21 protein-coding genes are annotated in these 18947 nt (G+C 30.7%); 6 read left to right on the plus strand and 15 right to left on the minus strand.

Going from position 1 to position 18947, the window contains the following annotated elements; all coding sequences use genetic code 11:
* Positions 1-31: 31 nt before the first annotated feature.
* Together G4D72_RS07950 and G4D72_RS07955 are read left to right on the plus strand one after the other, a co-directional pair.
* Positions 32-496 carry an SRPBCC family protein gene (locus tag G4D72_RS07950; protein WP_166077135.1) on the plus strand — a complete coding sequence of 155 codons (465 nt, stop codon included), beginning with the start codon at positions 32-34 and terminating at the stop codon, positions 494-496.
* Position 497: 1 nt separating this feature from the next.
* On the plus strand, positions 498-1787 hold the full coding sequence (locus G4D72_RS07955; protein WP_166077136.1) for a cryptochrome/photolyase family protein: 1290 nt from the start codon (positions 498-500) through the stop codon (positions 1785-1787).
* 1 nt (position 1788) lies between these two features.
* Here G4D72_RS07955 and G4D72_RS07960 read toward each other — a convergent pair whose 3' ends face one another.
* Positions 1789-2439, minus strand: coding sequence for an HAD family hydrolase (locus G4D72_RS07960; protein ID WP_166077137.1), 651 nt, complete (start codon positions 2437-2439; stop codon positions 1789-1791).
* Between the two features lie 86 nt (positions 2440-2525).
* On the opposite strand from G4D72_RS07960, the gene G4D72_RS07965 reads away from it, so the two are divergent.
* The 3 genes from G4D72_RS07965 to G4D72_RS07975 are packed head-to-tail and all read left to right on the plus strand — an operon-like array spanning position 2526 to position 4028.
* Entirely contained in the window at positions 2526-3068 is a 543-nt protein-coding gene (locus G4D72_RS07965) for an RNA polymerase sigma factor (RefSeq protein WP_166077139.1), read from the plus strand.
* A 30-nt stretch (positions 3069-3098) separates the two neighbouring features.
* On the plus strand, positions 3099-3551 hold the full coding sequence (locus G4D72_RS07970) for a hypothetical protein (protein WP_166077140.1): 453 nt from the start codon (positions 3099-3101) through the stop codon (positions 3549-3551).
* A 24-nt stretch (positions 3552-3575) separates the two neighbouring features.
* Positions 3576-4028: a sensor of ECF-type sigma factor gene (locus tag G4D72_RS07975; RefSeq protein WP_166077141.1), complete on the plus strand. Its 453-nt coding sequence runs from the start codon at positions 3576-3578 to the stop codon at positions 4026-4028.
* Positions 4029-4091: 63 nt separating this feature from the next.
* Here G4D72_RS07975 and G4D72_RS07980 read toward each other — a convergent pair whose 3' ends face one another.
* The gene (locus G4D72_RS07980) at positions 4092-5114 is read right to left on the minus strand and encodes a WD40/YVTN/BNR-like repeat-containing protein (RefSeq protein ID WP_166077142.1); all 1023 of its coding nucleotides are present in this window, start codon (positions 5112-5114) and stop codon (positions 4092-4094) included.
* Positions 5115-5234: 120 nt separating this feature from the next.
* On the opposite strand from G4D72_RS07980, the gene G4D72_RS07985 reads away from it, so the two are divergent.
* Entirely contained in the window at positions 5235-6542 is a 1308-nt protein-coding gene (locus G4D72_RS07985) for a hypothetical protein (protein ID WP_166077143.1), read from the plus strand.
* 50 nt (positions 6543-6592) lie between these two features.
* Here the strand turns inward: G4D72_RS07985 and G4D72_RS07990 are convergent, their stop codons facing one another.
* The 13 genes from G4D72_RS07990 to G4D72_RS08050 form a co-directional block, all read right to left on the minus strand.
* Positions 6593-7048, minus strand: coding sequence for a protease complex subunit PrcB family protein (locus tag G4D72_RS07990; protein WP_166077144.1), 456 nt, complete (start codon positions 7046-7048; stop codon positions 6593-6595).
* Positions 7049-7050: 2 nt separating this feature from the next.
* Positions 7051-8184, minus strand: a complete 1134-nt coding sequence (gene bshA / locus G4D72_RS07995) for an N-acetyl-alpha-D-glucosaminyl L-malate synthase BshA (RefSeq protein ID WP_166077145.1) — start codon at positions 8182-8184, stop codon at positions 7051-7053.
* Between the two features lie 3 nt (positions 8185-8187).
* Positions 8188-8652 (minus strand): DUF1801 domain-containing protein, encoded by a 465-nt coding sequence (locus G4D72_RS08000; RefSeq protein ID WP_166077146.1) that lies wholly within the window; start codon positions 8650-8652, stop codon positions 8188-8190.
* 2 nt (positions 8653-8654) lie between these two features.
* Positions 8655-11543, minus strand: coding sequence for a glycoside hydrolase family 3 N-terminal domain-containing protein (locus G4D72_RS08005; RefSeq protein ID WP_166077147.1), 2889 nt, complete (start codon positions 11541-11543; stop codon positions 8655-8657).
* Positions 11544-11613: 70 nt separating this feature from the next.
* A complete protein-coding gene (locus G4D72_RS08010; protein ID WP_166077148.1) occupies positions 11614-12096 on the minus strand; it encodes an ABC transporter ATPase in 483 nt (160 codons plus the stop codon).
* 1 nt (position 12097) lies between these two features.
* Entirely contained in the window at positions 12098-12811 is a 714-nt protein-coding gene (locus tag G4D72_RS08015; protein ID WP_166077149.1) for a hypothetical protein, read from the minus strand.
* 1 nt (position 12812) lies between these two features.
* Entirely contained in the window at positions 12813-13604 is a 792-nt protein-coding gene (locus G4D72_RS08020; protein ID WP_166077150.1) for a (Fe-S)-binding protein, read from the minus strand.
* A gap of 33 nt (positions 13605-13637) precedes the next feature.
* A complete protein-coding gene (locus G4D72_RS08025; protein WP_166077151.1) occupies positions 13638-14096 on the minus strand; it encodes an LNS2 domain-containing protein in 459 nt (152 codons plus the stop codon).
* A gap of 1 nt (position 14097) precedes the next feature.
* Positions 14098-14298 (minus strand): hypothetical protein, encoded by a 201-nt coding sequence (locus G4D72_RS08030; protein WP_166077152.1) that lies wholly within the window; start codon positions 14296-14298, stop codon positions 14098-14100.
* A 2-nt stretch (positions 14299-14300) separates the two neighbouring features.
* Positions 14301-15641, minus strand: coding sequence for a (Fe-S)-binding protein (locus tag G4D72_RS08035; protein ID WP_166077153.1), 1341 nt, complete (start codon positions 15639-15641; stop codon positions 14301-14303).
* Positions 15642-15645: 4 nt separating this feature from the next.
* Positions 15646-16611, minus strand: a complete 966-nt coding sequence (locus G4D72_RS08040) for an MlaD family protein (protein ID WP_166077154.1) — start codon at positions 16609-16611, stop codon at positions 15646-15648.
* A 35-nt stretch (positions 16612-16646) separates the two neighbouring features.
* Positions 16647-17765: an N-acetylmuramoyl-L-alanine amidase family protein gene (locus G4D72_RS08045; RefSeq protein WP_166077155.1), complete on the minus strand. Its 1119-nt coding sequence runs from the start codon at positions 17763-17765 to the stop codon at positions 16647-16649.
* Between the two features lie 4 nt (positions 17766-17769).
* Positions 17770-18855 carry an N-acetylmuramoyl-L-alanine amidase family protein gene (locus G4D72_RS08050; protein ID WP_166077156.1) on the minus strand — a complete coding sequence of 362 codons (1086 nt, stop codon included), beginning with the start codon at positions 18853-18855 and terminating at the stop codon, positions 17770-17772.
* Positions 18856-18947 lie beyond the last annotated feature (92 nt).

The raw sequence follows: 18947 nt of genomic DNA on the forward strand, positions 1-18947 counted from the left end.
CGTATATTTGCGACTCAACAAAAAATGAGCTATGAAAATATACAGATTAGAAGCCAAACTCAATTTGCCAATTACCAAAGAACAGGCATGGGAATTTTTATCAAATCCAAAAAATTTGAAAACCATTACGCCGCAGCACATGAGTTTTGATATTTTGAGTGGTGCAGATCGACCAATTTATGCCGGACAAATCATACAATATTTAGTGACACCTTTATTAGGAATCAAAACCAAGTGGGTTTCAGAAATTACTCATGTTGAAAAAGGGGAATATTTTGTAGATGTACAACTTTACGGGCCTTATGCTTTATGGCATCACAAACATTTTATCAAAGAAATTCCTGGTGGTGTAGAAATGGAAGATATTATAGATTACAAAGTGCCATTAGGAATATTAGGACAATTGGTTCATCCTTTTCTGGTAAAACCAAAATTAAATGAGATATTTGAATACAGAAGAAAAAAATTAGTTGAACTTTTTGGAGAATTAAAATAAAATGACAGTTTTTTGGTTTAGAAGAGATTTACGTTTAGAAGATAATACCGCTTTGTTTCATGCCTTAAATGAAAACGAAAGCGTTTTACCAATATTTATTTTTGATGCATCTATTCTTGAGCATCTAGATAAAAATGATGCTAGAGTAACTTTTATTCATGAGCAATTAGAGCTTATGAATACGGAATTAGCGAAATACAATACGTCTCTTGCTGTTTTTTATGGACAACCTCTTGAAATATTCGAAAAATTAATTGCGGAAAACTCCATAAAATCAGTCTATACCAATCACGATTACGAGCCTTATGCAAGAAAAAGAGATTTAACCTTGTATGAAGTATTCAAAAATAACAATATCGATTTTAAAACTTGTAAAGATCAAGTTATCTTTGAAAAATCTGAGATAACTAAAGATGATGGTTCTCCTTATGTGGTTTATACACCCTATTCTAACAAGTGGAAAGCTAAATTGAAAGAAATAGAATTGGTAAATTACCCATCGGAAACGTTATTGTCTAAAATTATTTCTCACTCCTACCCTTTTTTAAACTTGCAAGATATAGGTTTTGAAAAAACAACCATTCCCTTGCCAGTCTACAATATTTCGGAAAAATTAGTCTCAGAATACGAAGCCACAAGAAATTTTCCAGCGCTCAAAAATGGAACTTCATTAATTGGAATTCATTTGCGATTTGGAACTATAAGCATTCGTAAATTGGTACAATATGCTGTAAAATTTCAAAATGAAACGTATTTAAAAGAATTAATTTGGAGAGAATTTTTTATGCAAATTTTATGGCATTTTCCACACACCAAATCACAAAGTTTTAAACCAAAATACGATGAAATAAAATGGGTGAACAATGAAACACTGTTTCAAAAATGGTGTAAAGGTAAAACAGGTTATCCGATGGTTGATGCTGGTATGAGAGAATTAAATGCAACCGGACACATGCACAATCGTGTAAGAATGGTTGTAGCAAGCTTTTTATGCAAACACTTATTAATAGATTGGCGTTGGGGAGAAGCTTATTTTGCCTCTAAATTATTAGATTATGAACAAGCAAGTAATGTGGGTAACTGGCAATGGGCAGCTGGTTCTGGTGTAGACGCCGCACCTTATTTTCGAATCTTCAATCCGACCGAACAAATTAAAAAATTCGATAAAGAACTAAAATATATCAAAAAATGGATTCCAGAATTAGAAACGCTCCATTATCCAAATCCAATTGTAGAGCATAAAGAGGCTCGAGAAAAATGTTTACTTGTATACAAAGAAGCTGTCGGTTAAATTATTTTAAAATATTCTCTATATCTAATTCCTCAAATCTGTCAATTACAATATTGGCTAAACTATAGTCTTGTTTGTGTGAATTAACACTTTTATATCCTACACAAAAAACACCAGAGGCATGAGCGGCTTTTATGCCGTTTGTGCTATCTTCAATAATAATACAATGTTCTTTTGGCGTATTTGATAACCTTACGGCTTCATTAAAAATAGCCGGATTGGGTTTCGATTGTGGAAAATCTTCACCAGAAATTACATGAGAAAAATATTGATGCAAATTAAATCGGTTGAAAATTCTTTCTATTGTCACTTTAGAAGCTGAAGATGCTAAAACCATTTGAATGTTTTTTTGATGTAGTTTTTTCATTAAATCTTCTACGCCATCTAATAAAAATAAATCTTCTTTGGTATCGAAAGCTTCGTTAAATAGAGTTCTTTTCCTTTGTACTAAAACTTCAGTATCTGTTATAATTCCGAAATGATCCTTAATTTTTTGAAAAACATTTTTTGTGGAATTACCTGTAAAAGAGGCAAACATTTCTTCAGAAACTTCAATGTTTAACTCTTCAAAATGCTTAAAATAGGCATAATGGTGCACAGGTTCTGTGTCAACAATAACACCATCCATATCGAAAATAACGGTTTGTAACATAATATTTTTTTGCGAAAATAAATAATTTAAGTCGTAATTAAACCTTTTTACATAACTTTAGTCAAATAATAAAATACATTGTAATTTTGCAAGAAGAAAAACTTTTTATAGAATCTTTAATACATCCAGAAACGCAAAATAGCGCGTTTAAGCAATTGGTACAACAGTATCAGAAACCTTTGTATTTTCATATTAGAAACATTGTTTTAAATCATGATGATGCCGACGATGTGCTACAAAATACGTTCATTAAAGTATTTTCAAACATTAAAAATTTTAAAGGTGAAAGCAAATTGTATTCTTGGATGTATCGAATTGCAACGAACGAATCGTTAACTTTTATTGAGCAACGAGCTAAAAAACAAGGGATTTCTAATGAAGAAGTTCAGCAAAAAGCGATTATGAATTTAGAAGCAGATGTTTATTTTGAAGGAAATGAAATGCAACTAAAATTACAAAAAGCGATTGCAACTTTACCTGAAAAACAACAACTTGTCTTTAAAATGAAGTATTTTGAAGAAATGAAATACGAAAACATGAGTGAGATTTTAGACACCTCAGTTGGTGGATTGAAAGCGAATTACCATCATGCCGTTAAAAAAATTGAAGAATATTTAAAAAACAATTAAACCTTTTACAAAATATAAGGTCTTATAAATATGAAAACAGAATTAGAAAATAGTAAAATTAAAACGGGTTTTTCTACTCCAACGGACTATTTTGATACTTTATCAGATAGACTCATTGAGAAATTAGATGGAGAATTGCATCTTGAATTTTTGCCGAAAACATCAGGTTTTGTAGTGCCAGAAAATTACTTTGCTAAAAATGAGACTAAAATTTTACAAAACAGCACTACAACAAAAGTAATCCGTTTAAAATCTTCTGTTTATAAAGTTACTTCTATTGCAGCAGTTTTATTACTAACAATTGTTTCACCAATATTATATAATTCAATTGAATCTAAAAATAATGAATTGGCCGAAATAAGTTATCTAGAAATGCATGCAGAAGAATTAAGTATCTATGAAGTAGGTTCGATGTTAGACAATGAAGATTTATCTGAATTAGAAAATGAATTGATTTATAATGATTTAAGTGCAATCAATTAAAGTAAAACAAAAAATAAATATCTCATGAAAAATAAAATTACTTATATCCTTCTTTTTTTACTTTCCATTCATTTAGGTTGGGGGCAACAAAATGATGCTAGAAAAGAACAAATCAAATCTTTAAAAATAGCGTTTCTTTCTCAAAAGCTTGCTCTTACCTCTGATGAAGCAGAAAAATTTTGGCCTATTTACAACAAATATGATGAGAAAATAATGGTGCTAAAAGAAGCTCAAATGAAGTTACGTCTTCAAAAACGTATTGGTACAGATGAAGAAGCTTTGAAGAAAATTGAAGAAGCAGAAGAAAAAGAAGCCGAAGTTATGGCACTTAAAAAGAAAATGAGAGCAGAATTAATTCCGGTAATTTCAGCTGAAAAAGTTTTAAAGTTAGAACGATTAGAGCAAGAATTCCACAGAAAATTATTGGAAAAATTAAAAGACAGAAGAGGCAATCGTCCACCTCCGAGAAGAAGATAATACTCCAATCGATGCAAGAAAGTTAATTAGTTAGTGACTTTTGAACCTAATTTAAGCCATTTTTTAATGGCTTATTTTTATTTTGGTGACTTTGTTTTTTCCAGCTAAAATTAAAAGCTCTTTTGAGGCAAATCGAAGGGTATAAAAATCGGAATCATTTAATAATTTAGTCCAGTTCCTACCACCATTTTTCGAGTAAAAAACACCGTTTGGTCCGCAACTAAAAACAGTTTTACCTTTATTATCAGGCGAATATTGAACACAACTCGCATATCCAAATGCTTTGTTTTGGGCTACTAACTTCCATGTTTTTCCACCATTTTTAGTGATGGCTTTATTGTTCGAATTGTCTTTTTGATTTTCATAATTCCCACCCACAATAATTCCTTTTTTCTGGTTATAAAAATCCATTGAAAATGCGCCTGTCATGGCTTCACCCTGAACAATAGGTGTGTCATATACTTGCCATGATGTACATTTATCTATACTTTTAAATAACCTCGATTTTTTTCCTCCTGATATCATAAAAATCGCATCACCAATAATTTTAACGTTAGTGTCGCTAGCTGCAAAAGCAGCTTCTCCCTCAAATGTTTGCGGCAAACTATCACATGGTATTTTATGCCACTTTTCTTTGTTCGATTTTCTAATTAAAACAGACAAACAATTTTCGGTAGGATCGCCAACAATAATTCCTAAATCTCCAGAGATATGCATGCTGTCGTAAAACACTTTTTCTCCTTCTTCGGTATAGATTAAACTTGGCAAATAATCTGCATTTAACATTTTTATTTGATAGATTTTTGCAGGTGAGCCAGCATTTAAAAAGTAAATGGAACCGTCAACACCAATACTTCTAAAATCTGTTTTGTTTTTTTGCAAAGTAATAATTTTGGTTTCTGATGGTTTGTCAAAATTAACAAATCCAACTTTTGAATTTGTGCCACCAAACCAAACGCCTCCATTCATTGGTGAAATGGCTCGAATTGAAATAGAATCTAACAGGATATCTTTTCGTTCAACAATTTTATAAGTTGACTTACATGAAATAATTACAAAGGAAAAAAGAAATAGAAAAACTCTCATAAACGCCATATTTATAGCTAATGTACAATAATAATTGAGACTTCAAATTCTCCAATACTAATTTTTGGCATAATAATTGGTTTTATAATTAAAAATAATAATAACCTAAAACTTAATAGTATGAAAACAAATTTATTTGCTTCGGTAATTGGCTCTCTACTTCTGGCTGTACCAACATTAGCACAAGATAAAACTACAGTAACTGCAAATAGCAGTGATATTAGTGATAATTTAGATTTAAAAGCGGTTGCTTCTATTTTTGGAGACGCTTCAAATTTAGAAGATTTTGAAAGAAGATTGAACGATCCTAAGTCGCAAATTTCTAATTTAGACTTGAACAATGACAATCAAGTGGATTATTTGCGCGTGGTTGAGTCTGTGGAAGGAAGAACGCATATTGTTGTAATACAAGCTATTTTAGAAAAAGATGTTTTTCAAGATGTTGCGACTGTTGAAATTGAAAAAGACAGTAATAATAGGGTTCAAATCCAGGTAGTTGGTGATGTATACATGTATGGAAATAATTATATTTACGAACCAATTTATGTGCATACACCAGTAATTTATAATACTTTTTGGGTAAATCATTACCGTCCTTATTGCTCGTCTTGGTATTGGGGGTATTATCCTTCTTACTATACACACTGGTCTCCATTTCCTATTTTTAGATATAGAAATCATATTTCAGTTCACATAAATTTCGGACATACCTATAATTATGTTTCATACAGAAGATGTCATTCAGCATACAATGCTTATTATGGAAGAAGAGGTAATGGTTATGAAATGCGTCATCCAAATCGTTCATTTTCAAATAGAAACAGAGGATATTCAAACCGATATGAAATGGATAGAAATAGAGAAATAAAAACGCGTACTCCTGGAACAAGAGAGTTAAACTCAAATACAAATTCGCCAAGAGGAAATGCTTCTGTTGGAACTCCGAGAAGTGAATCGCAACCAAGAACGTATTCGCCAAGAGGAAATGCTTCTGTGGAAACTCCGAGAAGTGAATCGCAACCAAGAACGTATTCGCCAAGAGGAAATGCTGCTGTGGAAACTCCGAGAAGTGAATCGCAACCAAGAACATATTCACCAAGAGGAAATGCTTCTGTGGAAACTCCGAGAAGAGAATCGCAACCAAGAACATATTCGCCAAGAGGAAATGCTTCTGTGGAAACTCCGAGAAGTGAATCGCAACCAAGAACATATTCACCAAGAGGAAATGCTTCTGTTGAAACTCCGAGAAGTGAATCGCAACCAAGAACATATTCGCCAAGAGGAAACGGAACAGTAGGTGCTTCAAGAAATGAATCACAGCCGAGAAACTATTCGCAAAATGGAAATTCACAACCAAGAAGCGAGGCGCCTAGAAGTGCTAGTTCAGGTAGAGGTAATTCTGAAAATGCTGGTAGAGGTAGAAGATAACAAATTTTTTAAATGTGCTTAATAAAAGATTATTAAGCACATTTTTTTTATTAATAATTGTTAACTGAAATTGTTCTGTTTTTTGGTAAGGATAGAAATAAATAGGGTGAAGTAAATGACATCGTTACCATGGCATTTTTTTCAGGAATTATTTGTTTTATAATTATTTCTGCAGCAGTTTTTGTGAATTTCACATCTTCTACCTCAATATCGTAACCACCAGTTGACTTTTCTCCTAAATAACAAACTAATAAGTCATGTTTTTCTAAATCAATTTTTAATAATCTTTCGTATTCTTCTTCATCGATATTTAACTCAGAAATAAGAACATTAAAATCTTCATAATTTTTAATTATTTGATGAGATTTCTCTTTTTTACCACCAATTTGATTTTTATAAACCACTTCATAAGTATCAGTAACTTCCACGATTTCTTGTTTTGGTTTACAAGATATAAATAAAGTAGATAAACTAAAAAGTATTAGTATTTTCTTGAATGTATTCATGATTAGATTTCTAAATTAATTGCTTTGTTATATAATTCTTCATATAAAGGAAGAATATTTTTGATATCGAATTTTTTTGCTACTTCAAAAGCAGCTTTTTTAAATTGATTAAGCGTTTCCTCTGATTTTAAAATAGTAATTGCATTCTGACTCATATTTTCCACATCACCTACATGGCTTAAAAATCCAGAAACTCCTTCTTCGTTAACTTCTGGAATTCCACCTGAATTGCTCGAAATTACTGGAACATTAAAAGCCATAGCTTCTAAAGCTGCTAAACCAAAACTTTCTGTTTCCGAGGGCAACAAAAACAAATCGGAATATTTTAAGATTTGATTGATATCGTTACTATTGCCAAAGAAAATTACTTTATCAGAAATACCTAAATCGTCACATAGTTTTTCAGCAATTGCTTTTTCTGGACCTTCACCAACCATCATTAATTTAGATGGAATTTCTTTTTGAATGTTGTAGAATACTTTTACAACATCTGGAATGTTTTTTACTTTTCTAAAATTAGAAATATGAGTAATAATTTTTTCTTCAGGTTTTGCTAAAACAGAACGTTGACAAACAGACTTTTCTAAATGTGCAGCATCATCAATTTCAATAAAATTAGGAATAACATGAATTTCTTTATTCAAATCAAATAAACGATAGGTATCTTCTCTTAAACTATTAGACACACTTGTAACAAAATCAGATTTATTAATGCTAAACGTAACAGCACTTTTATAAAAAGGATGGTTTCCAACTAAAGTAATATCTGTTCCGTGAAGTGTAGTAATCATAGGTAATGAAATACCTTCTTCCGCTAACATTTGTTTTGCCATATATCCTGCATAAGCATGTGGAATGGCATAATGTACGTGTAAAACATCAATTTTGTACAATTTTACCATATCTACTAATTTACTAGATAAGGCCAATTCATAAGGTTGATAGTGAAATAAAGGATAATTGGGAACGTTTACTTCATGAAAATAAATGTTCGGGTTTAGTAACGATAACCGAACTGGTTGTTTGTAAGTGATGAAGTGAATTTCATGACCTTTTTTAGCAAGTTCTAATCCTAATTCTGTTGCTACTACTCCACTCCCACCAAATGTAGGATAACAAACTATTGCAATTTTCATAAATTATTTTTTATTTTTTAAAAATGCCGATTCATAAGTTGTAATCCATTCTTCAACAGAAATTTTTGAAACTAATTCGCCAATTAAATCATATGGAATAGCATCAAAATTTTTAAATCGCATACAACTTTTACCCATGTCTAATTTTCGATTTGAGTGTTTTGGAAACTCACTTACAAACCAATCATATAATTCTTTGTTAGCATAAATACCCATATGGTAAAAATTAATGCTATTTTTTTGAGAAGCTAAGGCTATAAAAGGTAAGGGATCTGTAGGTTTACAATGATATCCATTAGGATAAATAGAATGTGGTACATGGTAACTTAACATCCCATAACTCATGCCTTCTTCAAATCCTTTAGGTAGATTTTTCTGAATACTATTTCTAAATTTTTCAATGTATAATTTTCTATCTTCTGGTAACGAATTTAAATAATCGTTAGCATTTTTGGCGTCTGAAGTCATCTTTAATCAGTTATAGATTGATAAATAATTTTTTGAATATCTTCTCTAATATTCAATTTTGATAATTTATTGATATTGGCATCAGGGTAAGTGCGATTAGAAAGAAAAACGTAAACCAATTCCTTTTCTGGATCTGCCCAAACCATTGTTCCAGTAAAACCTGTATGACCGAAACTTGTTCTTGAAGTACAACCACAAGTTGGCCCTTCATTCCCTAACTGTGGTTTATCGAACCCAGCTCCTCTTCTATTTCCAATTTTACAAAAATAACACGTATTAAAAGCATCAAAGGTTTCAGGAGTAAAATAAGTGATGCCTCCATAAGTTCCTTTTTGTAAAAACATTTGCATAATTTTAGCTACATCTAACGAATTAGAAAATAAACCCGCATGACCGCCAATTCCATTTTGCATAGCTGCAGCCATATCATGTACATATCCTTGAATGGTATCATATCTATAGTAGCTATCGATTTCAGTTGGCGGAATTCGGTTCAATTCGAACTTTTCTAAGGGATTATAAGAAGTAGAATAAGCACCTAAACTTTTGTAAAACCTGTCATCAGATAATTTATCTAAGGTTTGATTGTGAGATTTTTCTAAATATTCTTTTAATAAAATAAACGTATAATCACTGTACTTATATTGTTTGTAAGGTAATAATTGCGTGTCTTTTATAAAATTTATAATGGTATCGTTATAATCTTTTCTCAAAAATAAATTATTAGACACCTTATAAGGAAAATCTTTAGATTGTAAAGCGCTATAATATTTAGTACTTGGCTTTTTTAAGGTGTCTAAGGTTTTAGCGTAAAATGGAGTCCAAGCTGGTAATTTAGCTTGATGTGTTAACATATCTAAAAGATTAATATCGGCTTTATTTGAATTTTTATAACTAGGAATAAGTTCAGATAAAGTAGTTTTAAAATTTATTTTTCCTTTTTCATAATCTTGCATGATATTTGGCAACGTGCTCAATACTTTTGTAAGTGAAGCCAAATCATATAAATCGGTGTTTTTTACTTTTTGAATGGTATCATAAGTATGATAACCGAATGATTTTTTATACACCACCTTACCTCTTCTGGCTACTAAAATTTGCATTCCTGGTGTAGCTTTACTTTTTATGGCATATTTAGCAATAGCATCAATTTTTGCTAAAACGTCCGAATTCATATTGACTTGCTCGGGAAAAGCATAACTTAATCGGTGAATGTTTTTTGTGGAAATTCCATCATTTGCGCTAAAGTTTTTTTTTAGAGAAACAGGTAAAACACCTTTTGCTTCAGTAGCTCCAAAAATAATTTCAGCAGTAACAATTTGAGAAAATTCGTTATTTTGGTAGGCTTCGATTAAGCCTTCAGTATTTTCAAAAGTTGGAATTTTTAATAGTGAATAGGGTTTTGTGAAAAAAGCTACAATGGTTTTACTATTTTTTGAAATTTTATCAATCCAATTGATTTCTTTAAAAGTCATTTCATTTTTTTTCCAAATGCCTTCTGGTTTATGATAACCTACAATTACTTTAGAATAGTCCTTAATTTGAACCAAAAGTGAATCTAAATTTTTAGTTGTAAGGATATCAATTTGCGCATATTCTTTCAATTTATCTTCAAAAAAAGAACTGTCACCCTCACCAATTTTAATGAAAGCAATTTTTTCCTTTTCAATATTTTTTATTGGAATAATTTCATCTACGTTATTTAAAACTGTAATAGCATTTTGATACATCTCTAAATTTAAAGCTTTGTATTCTTTCTTATTTAAATCAGTATGCAAATTTTCAAACTCAATTGGACAATAATTGTTTAATCCTGCTTTGTATTTATATTTTAAAATTTTCTTAACAGAATGAGAAAGTCGTTCTTCTGTAAATACTTTATCTTTAAATGCTTGTTTAAATTTTTCAATAGCAACAGGTACGTTTTCAGCAAATAACAACACATCATTTCCGGCTAAAAATGCTGCTAAATCAATATCACCAGGTTGTTTAAAGTTACTTGCACCTTTCATATTTAAGGCATCTGTAAAGATTAAACCTTCAAATTTTAGCTGGTTTTTTAAAATATCTGTCACTACTTTATCTGATAAAGAAGACGGATAATTTTCACGGGTTTCGATACTTGGTACATTTAAATGCGCAACCATAACACTCGCTAATCCATTCTTAATCAGTTCTCTGTATGGATACAATTCCACTTCATCGATTCGTTCTCGAGAAAAATCTACAGTTGGTAAAGCGTGATGTGAATCAGTTGAAGTATCACCGTGACCAGGAAAATGTTTCGCTGTAGCAAAAACACCATAAGATTGTAAACCTCTCATGTATGCGACAGCTTTTTCAGCAACATTTTCTTTTGTTTCCCCAAAAGAACGATTTCCGATAATAGGATTTTTTGGATTCGTATTGATATCTACAACTGGTCCGAAAGTGAAATGAATTCCTAATCTTTTTGATTGATCGGCCATTTGCATTCCCATTTTTTCAAGTAGCGAATTGTCTTTAATAGCTCCTAAAGTCATGTTCCAAGGATACGAATGTGTAGAATCTATTCGCATACTTAAACCCCATTCTGCATCTATACCAATTAACATTGGAATCTTAGATTTAGCTTGAAAACGATTGGTTAATTTCGCTTGACGATTGGGTCCACCTTGAAAAAAGATTAATCCACCAATTTTATATTTGGTTATTAATTTATCTAAATCTTGCGCGTGATCTTCTTTTTTATTTGAATACGCAGCAATCATAAATAATTGACCCACTTTTTCATCAAAAGAAAGTGAATTATATGTACTATCTACCCATTGTTCCTGGGTTTGAATGTTAATTTTATTTTGAGCAAAACCTATAGTTGAAAGCAACAAGGTTAAGTATATATAGTGTTTCATGAATTGTAAATAAATAAAAAAACCATCAAAAATTCTATTTTCTGATGATTTTCAAAGTTAGTTATTTTTTTTAGAAAAATCTACTGTGCCAGCTTTCTTCTGCTGGAACTTCCCAAAATTCTTCCAATTCACCTTTTGTGTTAATAAGATTATTGAAAACGATAGTTTTTGAAGTTACCGCTTTTTCTTTCGCCATTTTTTTGAAATCGATAAGGTTTTTGTGAGCAATATGTTCTCCAATTTTATATGTCACATTCATTTTATCTAACAATTCAATTTGAAACTCTTGTTCCAATTGTTGAATAAAATGAACCGAAGCATCAATAGAACAACCGGTTGCATTCTGAACTTCCTGATTCACAGCAAAAATAATAAAACGGTTATATTTTATTAGAAATGAAGCCGCTAAACTTGTACCATGTGCAGCCCATTTTTCAACAAATTCTTGACATTTTGCATCAATGGCAGTTACTTCTTCGTCTGCTAATTTTCTATTCGATTGGTAAATCCAAATTTTAGATTCTTCTGGTAATTCGTCAAATGGTATGTACATTTTATATTTTTTCAATATTTAGAATTCTTTTTTCATCAACGTATTGATTTTTGTCGTCATCAAATAAATTGAGCACTGAATATTTTATGGAAACTTTATCGTTTATCTTCAGCTTTTTTTCTTTAAAATAAGGTTTATAATTATCAAATTCATCATAAGCCATAAAATGAACCTCTTCAGTATCAATTTTAACAACTACATATTGAGTTTCATATTTATCAAAATAGAATTTCAATACAACTCCTTCATTTTCAAAAACTTGTTCTTCAACAATTTCTTCTTCAACTTCAGTATTTTCTTCAGCATCCGATGTAATAAATGATGTTAAATCATAAGTTAAATTTGCATTATCATTAAAATAATATACTAAATTTAGAGCAAAAGTTTCTTCAGATTTTAATTTATCTAAACAAACATTTACCCAATATGCTTCAGAATTTCTAATAATTTGCAAAATATTTTTACCATTTTCTTGGTCTAGATAATTTGCTCCTAATAATTGCTTTACTTTTAATTCATTTTTATCAAATGATTTTAAAAAACAATTTTCAATTGAATCAAACCAATTTTCATCCTTTTCTTTAATTTTTTGTACGCAATTGCACGTTTCTTCAGAAATTATAGTGGATAATTGTTGTATTTTTTTATCATCAATATTTTGACAAAAAGCGAAAGTGTTTATTAAAAAAAAAGTAAATAAAAATACTTTCCTCATCCTATAAATCCTGAGCATTTGCAATCAATTCTGCAATATCCATTACCTGAACTGAAGCCTCTTTTTCTTTATTTTTAATTCCGTCCGTTAACATCGTATTACAGAAAGGACAACCCGCAGCAATAATTTCTGGTTTTGTTTCTAAAGCATCTTCTGTTCTTTCAATGTTGATGTCTTTATCCCCTTTTTCTGGTTCTTTGAACATTTGCGCGCCACCAGCACCACAACATAATCCGTTAGCACGAGAGCGTTTCATTTCTACTAACTCAGCATCTAATTTAGTAATTAAATCTCTTGGAGCTTCGTAAATATTATTTGCACGACCTAAATAACATGGATCATGGAAAGTAATACGTTTCCCTTTAAATTGTCCGCCTTCAATAGTCAATCTTCCAGAATCTAGTAAAGATTTTAAAAATTCTGTATGATGCACCACTTCGTATTTACCACCTAATTCTGGATATTCATTTTTGATGGTATTGAAACAATGCGGACAAGCCGTTACAATTTTTTTTACTTCATAAGCATTCATGACTTCAATATTCATCATTGCTTGCATTTGAAATAAAAATTCGTTACCCGCTCTTTTGGCTGGATCACCAGTACAACTTTCTTCTGTGCCTAAAACTGCAAAAGGCACATTTGCTTTGTTTAATATTTTCACAAAAGCTTTTGTGATTTTTTTGGCTCTATCATCAAAACTACCTGAACAACCTACCCAAAATAAAACTTCTGGAGTTTGTCCTTGCGCCATCATTTCGGCCATTGTTGGTACTACTAAATTTTCTGACATATTATTTTATGTTTGTTCTTACTAATTATAGAATTAATCGTTTAATTCATCAAGATTTTCATCATCAAAAACTTGGATTTTTACATCTTTTTCAATCAAATCTGTAAATTTTCCATTGTATCTAGTGGCTTTAACTAAATGATTATCAATCCAATGATAATTTCCTCCACGTGGCTTACCCATAACCATTCCGTGATATTTAAAACCGTGTTGCTTCAACCAAGCCTCTGTAACTTCCCTATGTGCCTCGGTGCGAGAAGTGAAAAAGAAAATAACATGACCTTCATCGTACCATTTATTCAAAGTTTCTAAAGCATCAGGATATACTTTTGCTGTAGCCATTCTTTCCGGTTCTTCATTTGGAATATCGTCGCAAATAGTTCCGTCAATATCAATAAGGTAATTTTTAATGCCTTCAGGTAATATCGGACTTAAATGTTCCCCATTTACTGTTAACTCTTGTAACTTTCCTTCTATTTCTTCTTTTTTCATGTTATTTAAATTTCTGAGCAAAAATTAAAGTTACATTTATAACAACAAGGCCAATTCCTAAAATTTTCATTAATTTTTTATTTCTCATGAACCAATTTACTTGCTCCATATTGTTTTTGAAAGGATTATAAATATCAAATCCAATCAAAGTACAAAATATCCCAACTAATAATCCAATAATTTGATCCGTGTATTGAATCATTGTTATGCTTCGTTTCTCCAGTTTACTCTATCTTGTTGATTATATTGCCATGGCGCACCATTATTTTCAATATTTGTCATAACCGCATTCAATTCCATTGGAGCAGCACTTTGTTCCATAACTAAATAACGTCTCATATCCATAATGATAGATAATGGACTAATATTAATTGGACATTCTTCCACACAAGCATTACAAGAAGTACATGCCCAAAGTTCTTCTGGAGTGATGTAATCGTTTAATAACGATTTGTTATCTGGAACGAAAACGCCATTATTAGCGTCCATGTTTTTACCTACTTCTTCTAATCGGTCACGCGTATCCATCATGATTTTACGAGGTGATAATTTTTTACCTGTAGTATTTGCTGGACAAGAAGAAGTACAACGACCACATTCTGTACAAGTATAAGCGTTTAGTAATTGTACCCAATTTAAATCTTGCACATCTGAAGCTCCAAATTTAGCAGGAACAGCATCTGGATTTGCTGGTGCAGCAAACGGATCAGCATTTGGATCCATCATTAATTTTACTTCATTGGTTACACTTTCTAAATTATCGAATTTTCCTTTAGCATTTAAATCTGCAAAATATGTATTTGGGAAAGCTAATAAGATATGTAAATGTTTAGAAAAATATAAATAATTTAAGAATGCGATTACCATTAAAAAATGGCCCCACCAGCCTACTCTTTCTAAAACATGCAAAGCACTTTCACTCATGCCACCAAATAAAGCTGGACCTAAATGTTGTGTAATTGTAAAATTAAAAGAAGCACTATCTCCAACATAATGAGATTTTCCTAAAGAATACAAAACTTCGTCTGTTCCATTCATGGTGAAAATACAAGCTACCAAAACAACTTCCATGATAAGAATCAAGTTAGCATCTTTTGTTGGCCAGCCTAACATTTCTACTTTATTGAAACGCGGTAATTTCAATAAATTTCTTCTTGATAAAAATGCAATTGTTGCAATTAAAGCCAATAAAGATAAAATCTCTATAAAACTGATTAAAAAAGTATAAAAACCACCTAAACTATCTTTAAAAAAACGATGTGTTCCAAAAAGTCCATCTACGATAATTTCTAATAACTCAATTTGTGTAATGATGAAAGCTGCATACAAAGTGAAGTGCAGAATGGCAGGAATTGGTCTGGTAAACATTTTTTTCTGACCAAAAGCAATTAACGCCATATTTTTCCATCGGGCGCTTGAGTGATCAGTTCGGTTAACTTTTTGACCTAATTTGATGTTTCTAATTATTTTTTTTACATTTTTAGCAAAAAAACCAACTCCTACGATCAGGACAATTGCAAAAATAATATTGGGTAAAAAAGACATAATTTTAATTTTTTGGTTGTTCTAAATTTGTTTCATTTGATGGTGCTACGTATGGTTTGTTTTTCTTTCCAAAAACAGACACATTTACATATCGTGTTGGATTGAGTCGTAAATCTTGTAAAAGTAACTCTAGTTCTTTTGAGGTTTTAGTTAAATTGGTGTACATGGCATCATCGCTTAATAATTTACCCATAGAACCTTTTCCTTGTTCAAGATTAGTCATCATGGCATTTACACTGGTCAATGTTGCTTCAAGTTTTTTGACTGTTGCACCGATATCCGCTTTTTCCAAAGAATTTGACATGGCGTTCAAGCTTCCAGATGTTTTTTCAAAATTAGATAAGGTTGTATTTAATTTAGATTTATTTTCAGCTAAAAGTCCATTAATACTTTTTGAAGTTTGACTAAATTCTGACATAGTAACTTCTAGTGAAGCAATTGTAGATTTTAATTTTTGTTGTGTAGTAGCATCTAACGTGGCGTTTAAATTGCTAATCAATTTATTAGCATTTTCCAGTAAAACTTCCACTTTATCTTTCACTGGTCCGATTTGTTCGGCTAATTTATCAGTTAGTCCTAAAGTATTAGCAGAAAGCAAATAACTACCATTTGTAACTAAATTTTTGTCTGAATCATTAGGAATAATAACAATTTCTTTTCCACCTAATGGTGATGAACCTCTGAGTTCTGCCACACTAGTTTTAGAAATTGGATAATCTGATGCGATTGATAACACTACTAAAACTTTTTTATTTTCAATAAAAGAATACGAATCAACTTTTCCAACAGGTACACCTTTGATGGAAACAACAGACGACGGAGTTAAACCTTCTACTGAATCATAAATAACATATAAAGTAGTCGTTTTATTAAATAAATCTTTACCTTTTAAAAAGTTAAATCCCCAATAAAATAATACTATGGATAAAATAACTAATACGGCAACTTTAATTTCTCTAGTAATTTTCAAAGCTTAGTAATTTAAAAAAACAAAAATAGCAATATTTATTTGATTGCCTCGCTTAATTTGATTTTTTTACCATTTTTTATAGGCACAATAAATGAAGAAGTATAGCCTTTAACTTTTGCTTCTTCTAACAATTGTTTGGCAGTTGCTAAAGAAGTTGTTGAACCATAAAAATACTTATAAATTGCATTTTCTTTTTCCACAGAAATGTTTTTTAATCCGTTAAAATTTTTTGGAAACGTTTCTAATTTTTTACCACTTGCAGAAATTTGAATTTTAAATGTTACACCTTCAATTGCAATTTTATTTTCAGTTGAAGATTTTACATCCGTTTTTTTAAGTTCGTCTTTTTTTGTAAGTTCCTTTTTAGGTTCTACTTTTTTTGGAGTTTCAGGTGTTTCTAATTTAAAAAAATCATCTCTGTATTCTAATATAGCTTTTGCTATGGCCTCTGCCAATTTATTTTGTCCTTCGGTAGAATTTAGAAAAGCACCTTCATCTTTATTAGAAACAAATCCCATTTCTATTAATACTCTAGGCATAATTATTTTTCTTAAAACCAAGAAACCTGCTTGTTTAACCCCTCTATTTTTACTAGAAGTAAATTTAGTAAACGCCTGTTGCACTTTTCCCGCAATGTCAATACTTTGCTGAATATTTTCTTCTTGCATGATAGAAATTCCCATAACCGATTCTGGAGATTTTGGGTCGAAACCATCGTATTTTATTTTATAATCGCTTTCTAAAGTAACCACAGCATTTTCTTTTTTTGCTACTTCTAGGTTAGCAGCATTTCTTGTAACTCCCATTACGTAAGTTTCATTTCCTGATGCTGTTTGATTATCGTTTGCATTACAATGCATAGAGATGAATAAATGCCCTTTAGATTTATTTGCAATATTTGCACGCTGATCTAATTCGACAAAAACATCCGTTTTTCTGGTATAAACCACTTCAACATTTGTTTCTTTTGCTAAAATTTCACCTACTTTTAAAACCGTATTTAATGCAATTTTCTTTTCAATATTGCCATGATAAGTTGCGCCATAGTCTTTTCCACCATGACCGGCATCTAAAACTACCTTAAACTTCTTGGTTTGAGATTGTATCGTTATAGAAAATAAAAGTAAAAATACTAGGAGTTTTAATTTTGTCATTTTTTTATTTTGATTCCACTATAAAAGCAGATTTATATCCTTTTAATTTGGCTTCTGTTAATAATTTTTTACAAGTCTCCATACTTCCATTCCCGTAAAAATATTTGTATCCACCATTTGCTTCTGTCATGGTTATGTTGCTCAATCCGTTAAAGTTTTCTGGAATCAACTCAAGTTTTTTAGTACTAAAGCTAATTTGTACTTTGTAGCCAGAACCAGCCGCAACAGCTTCAACGGTTGTAGTATTTGAAACGGTTGTTGAGTCGGAAGTTACAACTACTATTTCTGGTTCAATGATTACAGGTTCTTTAATATCTAAAACATTTGGAACTGTATTCGTGCCTCTTAAATTGTTTTTGTAATCAATAATAGAACGCGCAATAATTTGAGAATAATTTGATTTGCCTTCTTCTGTTTTCATGTATTTAGATTCTTGCAAATTACTTAAAAAACCCAATTCAATTAAAACACCTGGCATAACTGTAGCGTCTAAAACCCAAAGTGGTTGTTGGTGCATGCCCAAATCTTTCCTTTGCAAAGTATTTTTAAAATAATTTTGTACAGTGCTAGCAAAATCGATGCTTTGCATTAAAGTTTCCTCTTGTATAATTTTTAAACCAATTTGAGTATTTGGATTGTTGGGATCGAAACCTTCATACTTTTCTTTGTAATTTTCTTCCAATGAAATTACAGCATTTTCAGTTTTTGCGATTTCAAAGTTCATTCCAGATCTAGACAAACCCATTACTAATGTCATCGCTCCATAAGGTTTAGGAGATACAGAAGAGTTACAATGAACAGAAACAAACAAATCGGCTTCAAATTCGTTGGCAATTTTGGCTCGATCTTGTAAGGGAATAAAAACATCTGTAGTTCTTGTATATTTAATATCAAATTCTGGATAAGTTTCTAAAATTTTTCCAATTTTCAAAACTACATCTAGTGCAATATGTTTTTCAATGCATCCGTTTTTTGATGCTCCAGGATCTTTTCCACCATGACCAGCATCTAAAACTACTTTAAATTTCTTTTCTTGAGCATAAGAAAAGACTGATAAAGAGAGCAATATATATAAGAGTATTTTTTTCATTTGTAAATAAGTTATAATTTTACTAAATAATTAAATTTAACAAAAAATATACGTAAGTTTGACCCATCAAAAATTGAACCAATTTTTACAAA

Origin of the sequence: Flavobacterium difficile, from assembly GCF_011392115.1 — a bacterium.
Classification (GTDB): domain Bacteria; phylum Bacteroidota; class Bacteroidia; order Flavobacteriales; family Flavobacteriaceae; genus Flavobacterium; species Flavobacterium difficile.

What these genes read in the sequence shown, in the direction of transcription:
- G4D72_RS07960 (WP_166077137.1), bottom strand. Translation starts at nt 2,439, where the DNA reads ATGTTACAAACCGTTATTTTCGATATGGATGGTGTTATTGTTGACACA.
- G4D72_RS08000 (WP_166077146.1), bottom strand. Translation starts at nt 8,652, where the DNA reads ATGACTTCAGACGCCAAAAATGCTAACGATTATTTAAATTCGTTACCA.
- G4D72_RS07950 (WP_166077135.1), top strand. Translation starts at nt 32, where the DNA reads ATGAAAATATACAGATTAGAAGCCAAACTCAATTTGCCAATTACCAAA.
- G4D72_RS08015 (WP_166077149.1), bottom strand. Translation starts at nt 12,811, where the DNA reads ATGAGGAAAGTATTTTTATTTACTTTTTTTTTAATAAACACTTTCGCT.
- G4D72_RS08050 (WP_166077156.1), bottom strand. Translation starts at nt 18,855, where the DNA reads ATGAAAAAAATACTCTTATATATATTGCTCTCTTTATCAGTCTTTTCT.
- G4D72_RS07970 (WP_166077140.1), top strand. Translation starts at nt 3,099, where the DNA reads ATGAAAACAGAATTAGAAAATAGTAAAATTAAAACGGGTTTTTCTACT.
- G4D72_RS07990 (WP_166077144.1), bottom strand. Translation starts at nt 7,048, where the DNA reads ATGAATACATTCAAGAAAATACTAATACTTTTTAGTTTATCTACTTTA.
- G4D72_RS08035 (WP_166077153.1), bottom strand. Translation starts at nt 15,641, where the DNA reads ATGTCTTTTTTACCCAATATTATTTTTGCAATTGTCCTGATCGTAGGA.
- G4D72_RS07975 (WP_166077141.1), top strand. Translation starts at nt 3,576, where the DNA reads ATGAAAAATAAAATTACTTATATCCTTCTTTTTTTACTTTCCATTCAT.
- G4D72_RS08010 (WP_166077148.1), bottom strand. Translation starts at nt 12,096, where the DNA reads ATGTACATACCATTTGACGAATTACCAGAAGAATCTAAAATTTGGATT.
- G4D72_RS08030 (WP_166077152.1), bottom strand. Translation starts at nt 14,298, where the DNA reads ATGATTCAATACACGGATCAAATTATTGGATTATTAGTTGGGATATTT.
- G4D72_RS08020 (WP_166077150.1), bottom strand. Translation starts at nt 13,604, where the DNA reads ATGTCAGAAAATTTAGTAGTACCAACAATGGCCGAAATGATGGCGCAA.
- G4D72_RS08025 (WP_166077151.1), bottom strand. Translation starts at nt 14,096, where the DNA reads ATGAAAAAAGAAGAAATAGAAGGAAAGTTACAAGAGTTAACAGTAAAT.
- G4D72_RS07985 (WP_166077143.1), top strand. Translation starts at nt 5,235, where the DNA reads ATGAAAACAAATTTATTTGCTTCGGTAATTGGCTCTCTACTTCTGGCT.
- G4D72_RS08045 (WP_166077155.1), bottom strand. Translation starts at nt 17,765, where the DNA reads ATGACAAAATTAAAACTCCTAGTATTTTTACTTTTATTTTCTATAACG.
- G4D72_RS08005 (WP_166077147.1), bottom strand. Translation starts at nt 11,543, where the DNA reads ATGAAACACTATATATACTTAACCTTGTTGCTTTCAACTATAGGTTTT.
- G4D72_RS07955 (WP_166077136.1), top strand. Translation starts at nt 498, where the DNA reads ATGACAGTTTTTTGGTTTAGAAGAGATTTACGTTTAGAAGATAATACC.
- bshA (WP_166077145.1), bottom strand. Translation starts at nt 8,184, where the DNA reads ATGAAAATTGCAATAGTTTGTTATCCTACATTTGGTGGGAGTGGAGTA.
- G4D72_RS07980 (WP_166077142.1), bottom strand. Translation starts at nt 5,114, where the DNA reads ATGAGAGTTTTTCTATTTCTTTTTTCCTTTGTAATTATTTCATGTAAG.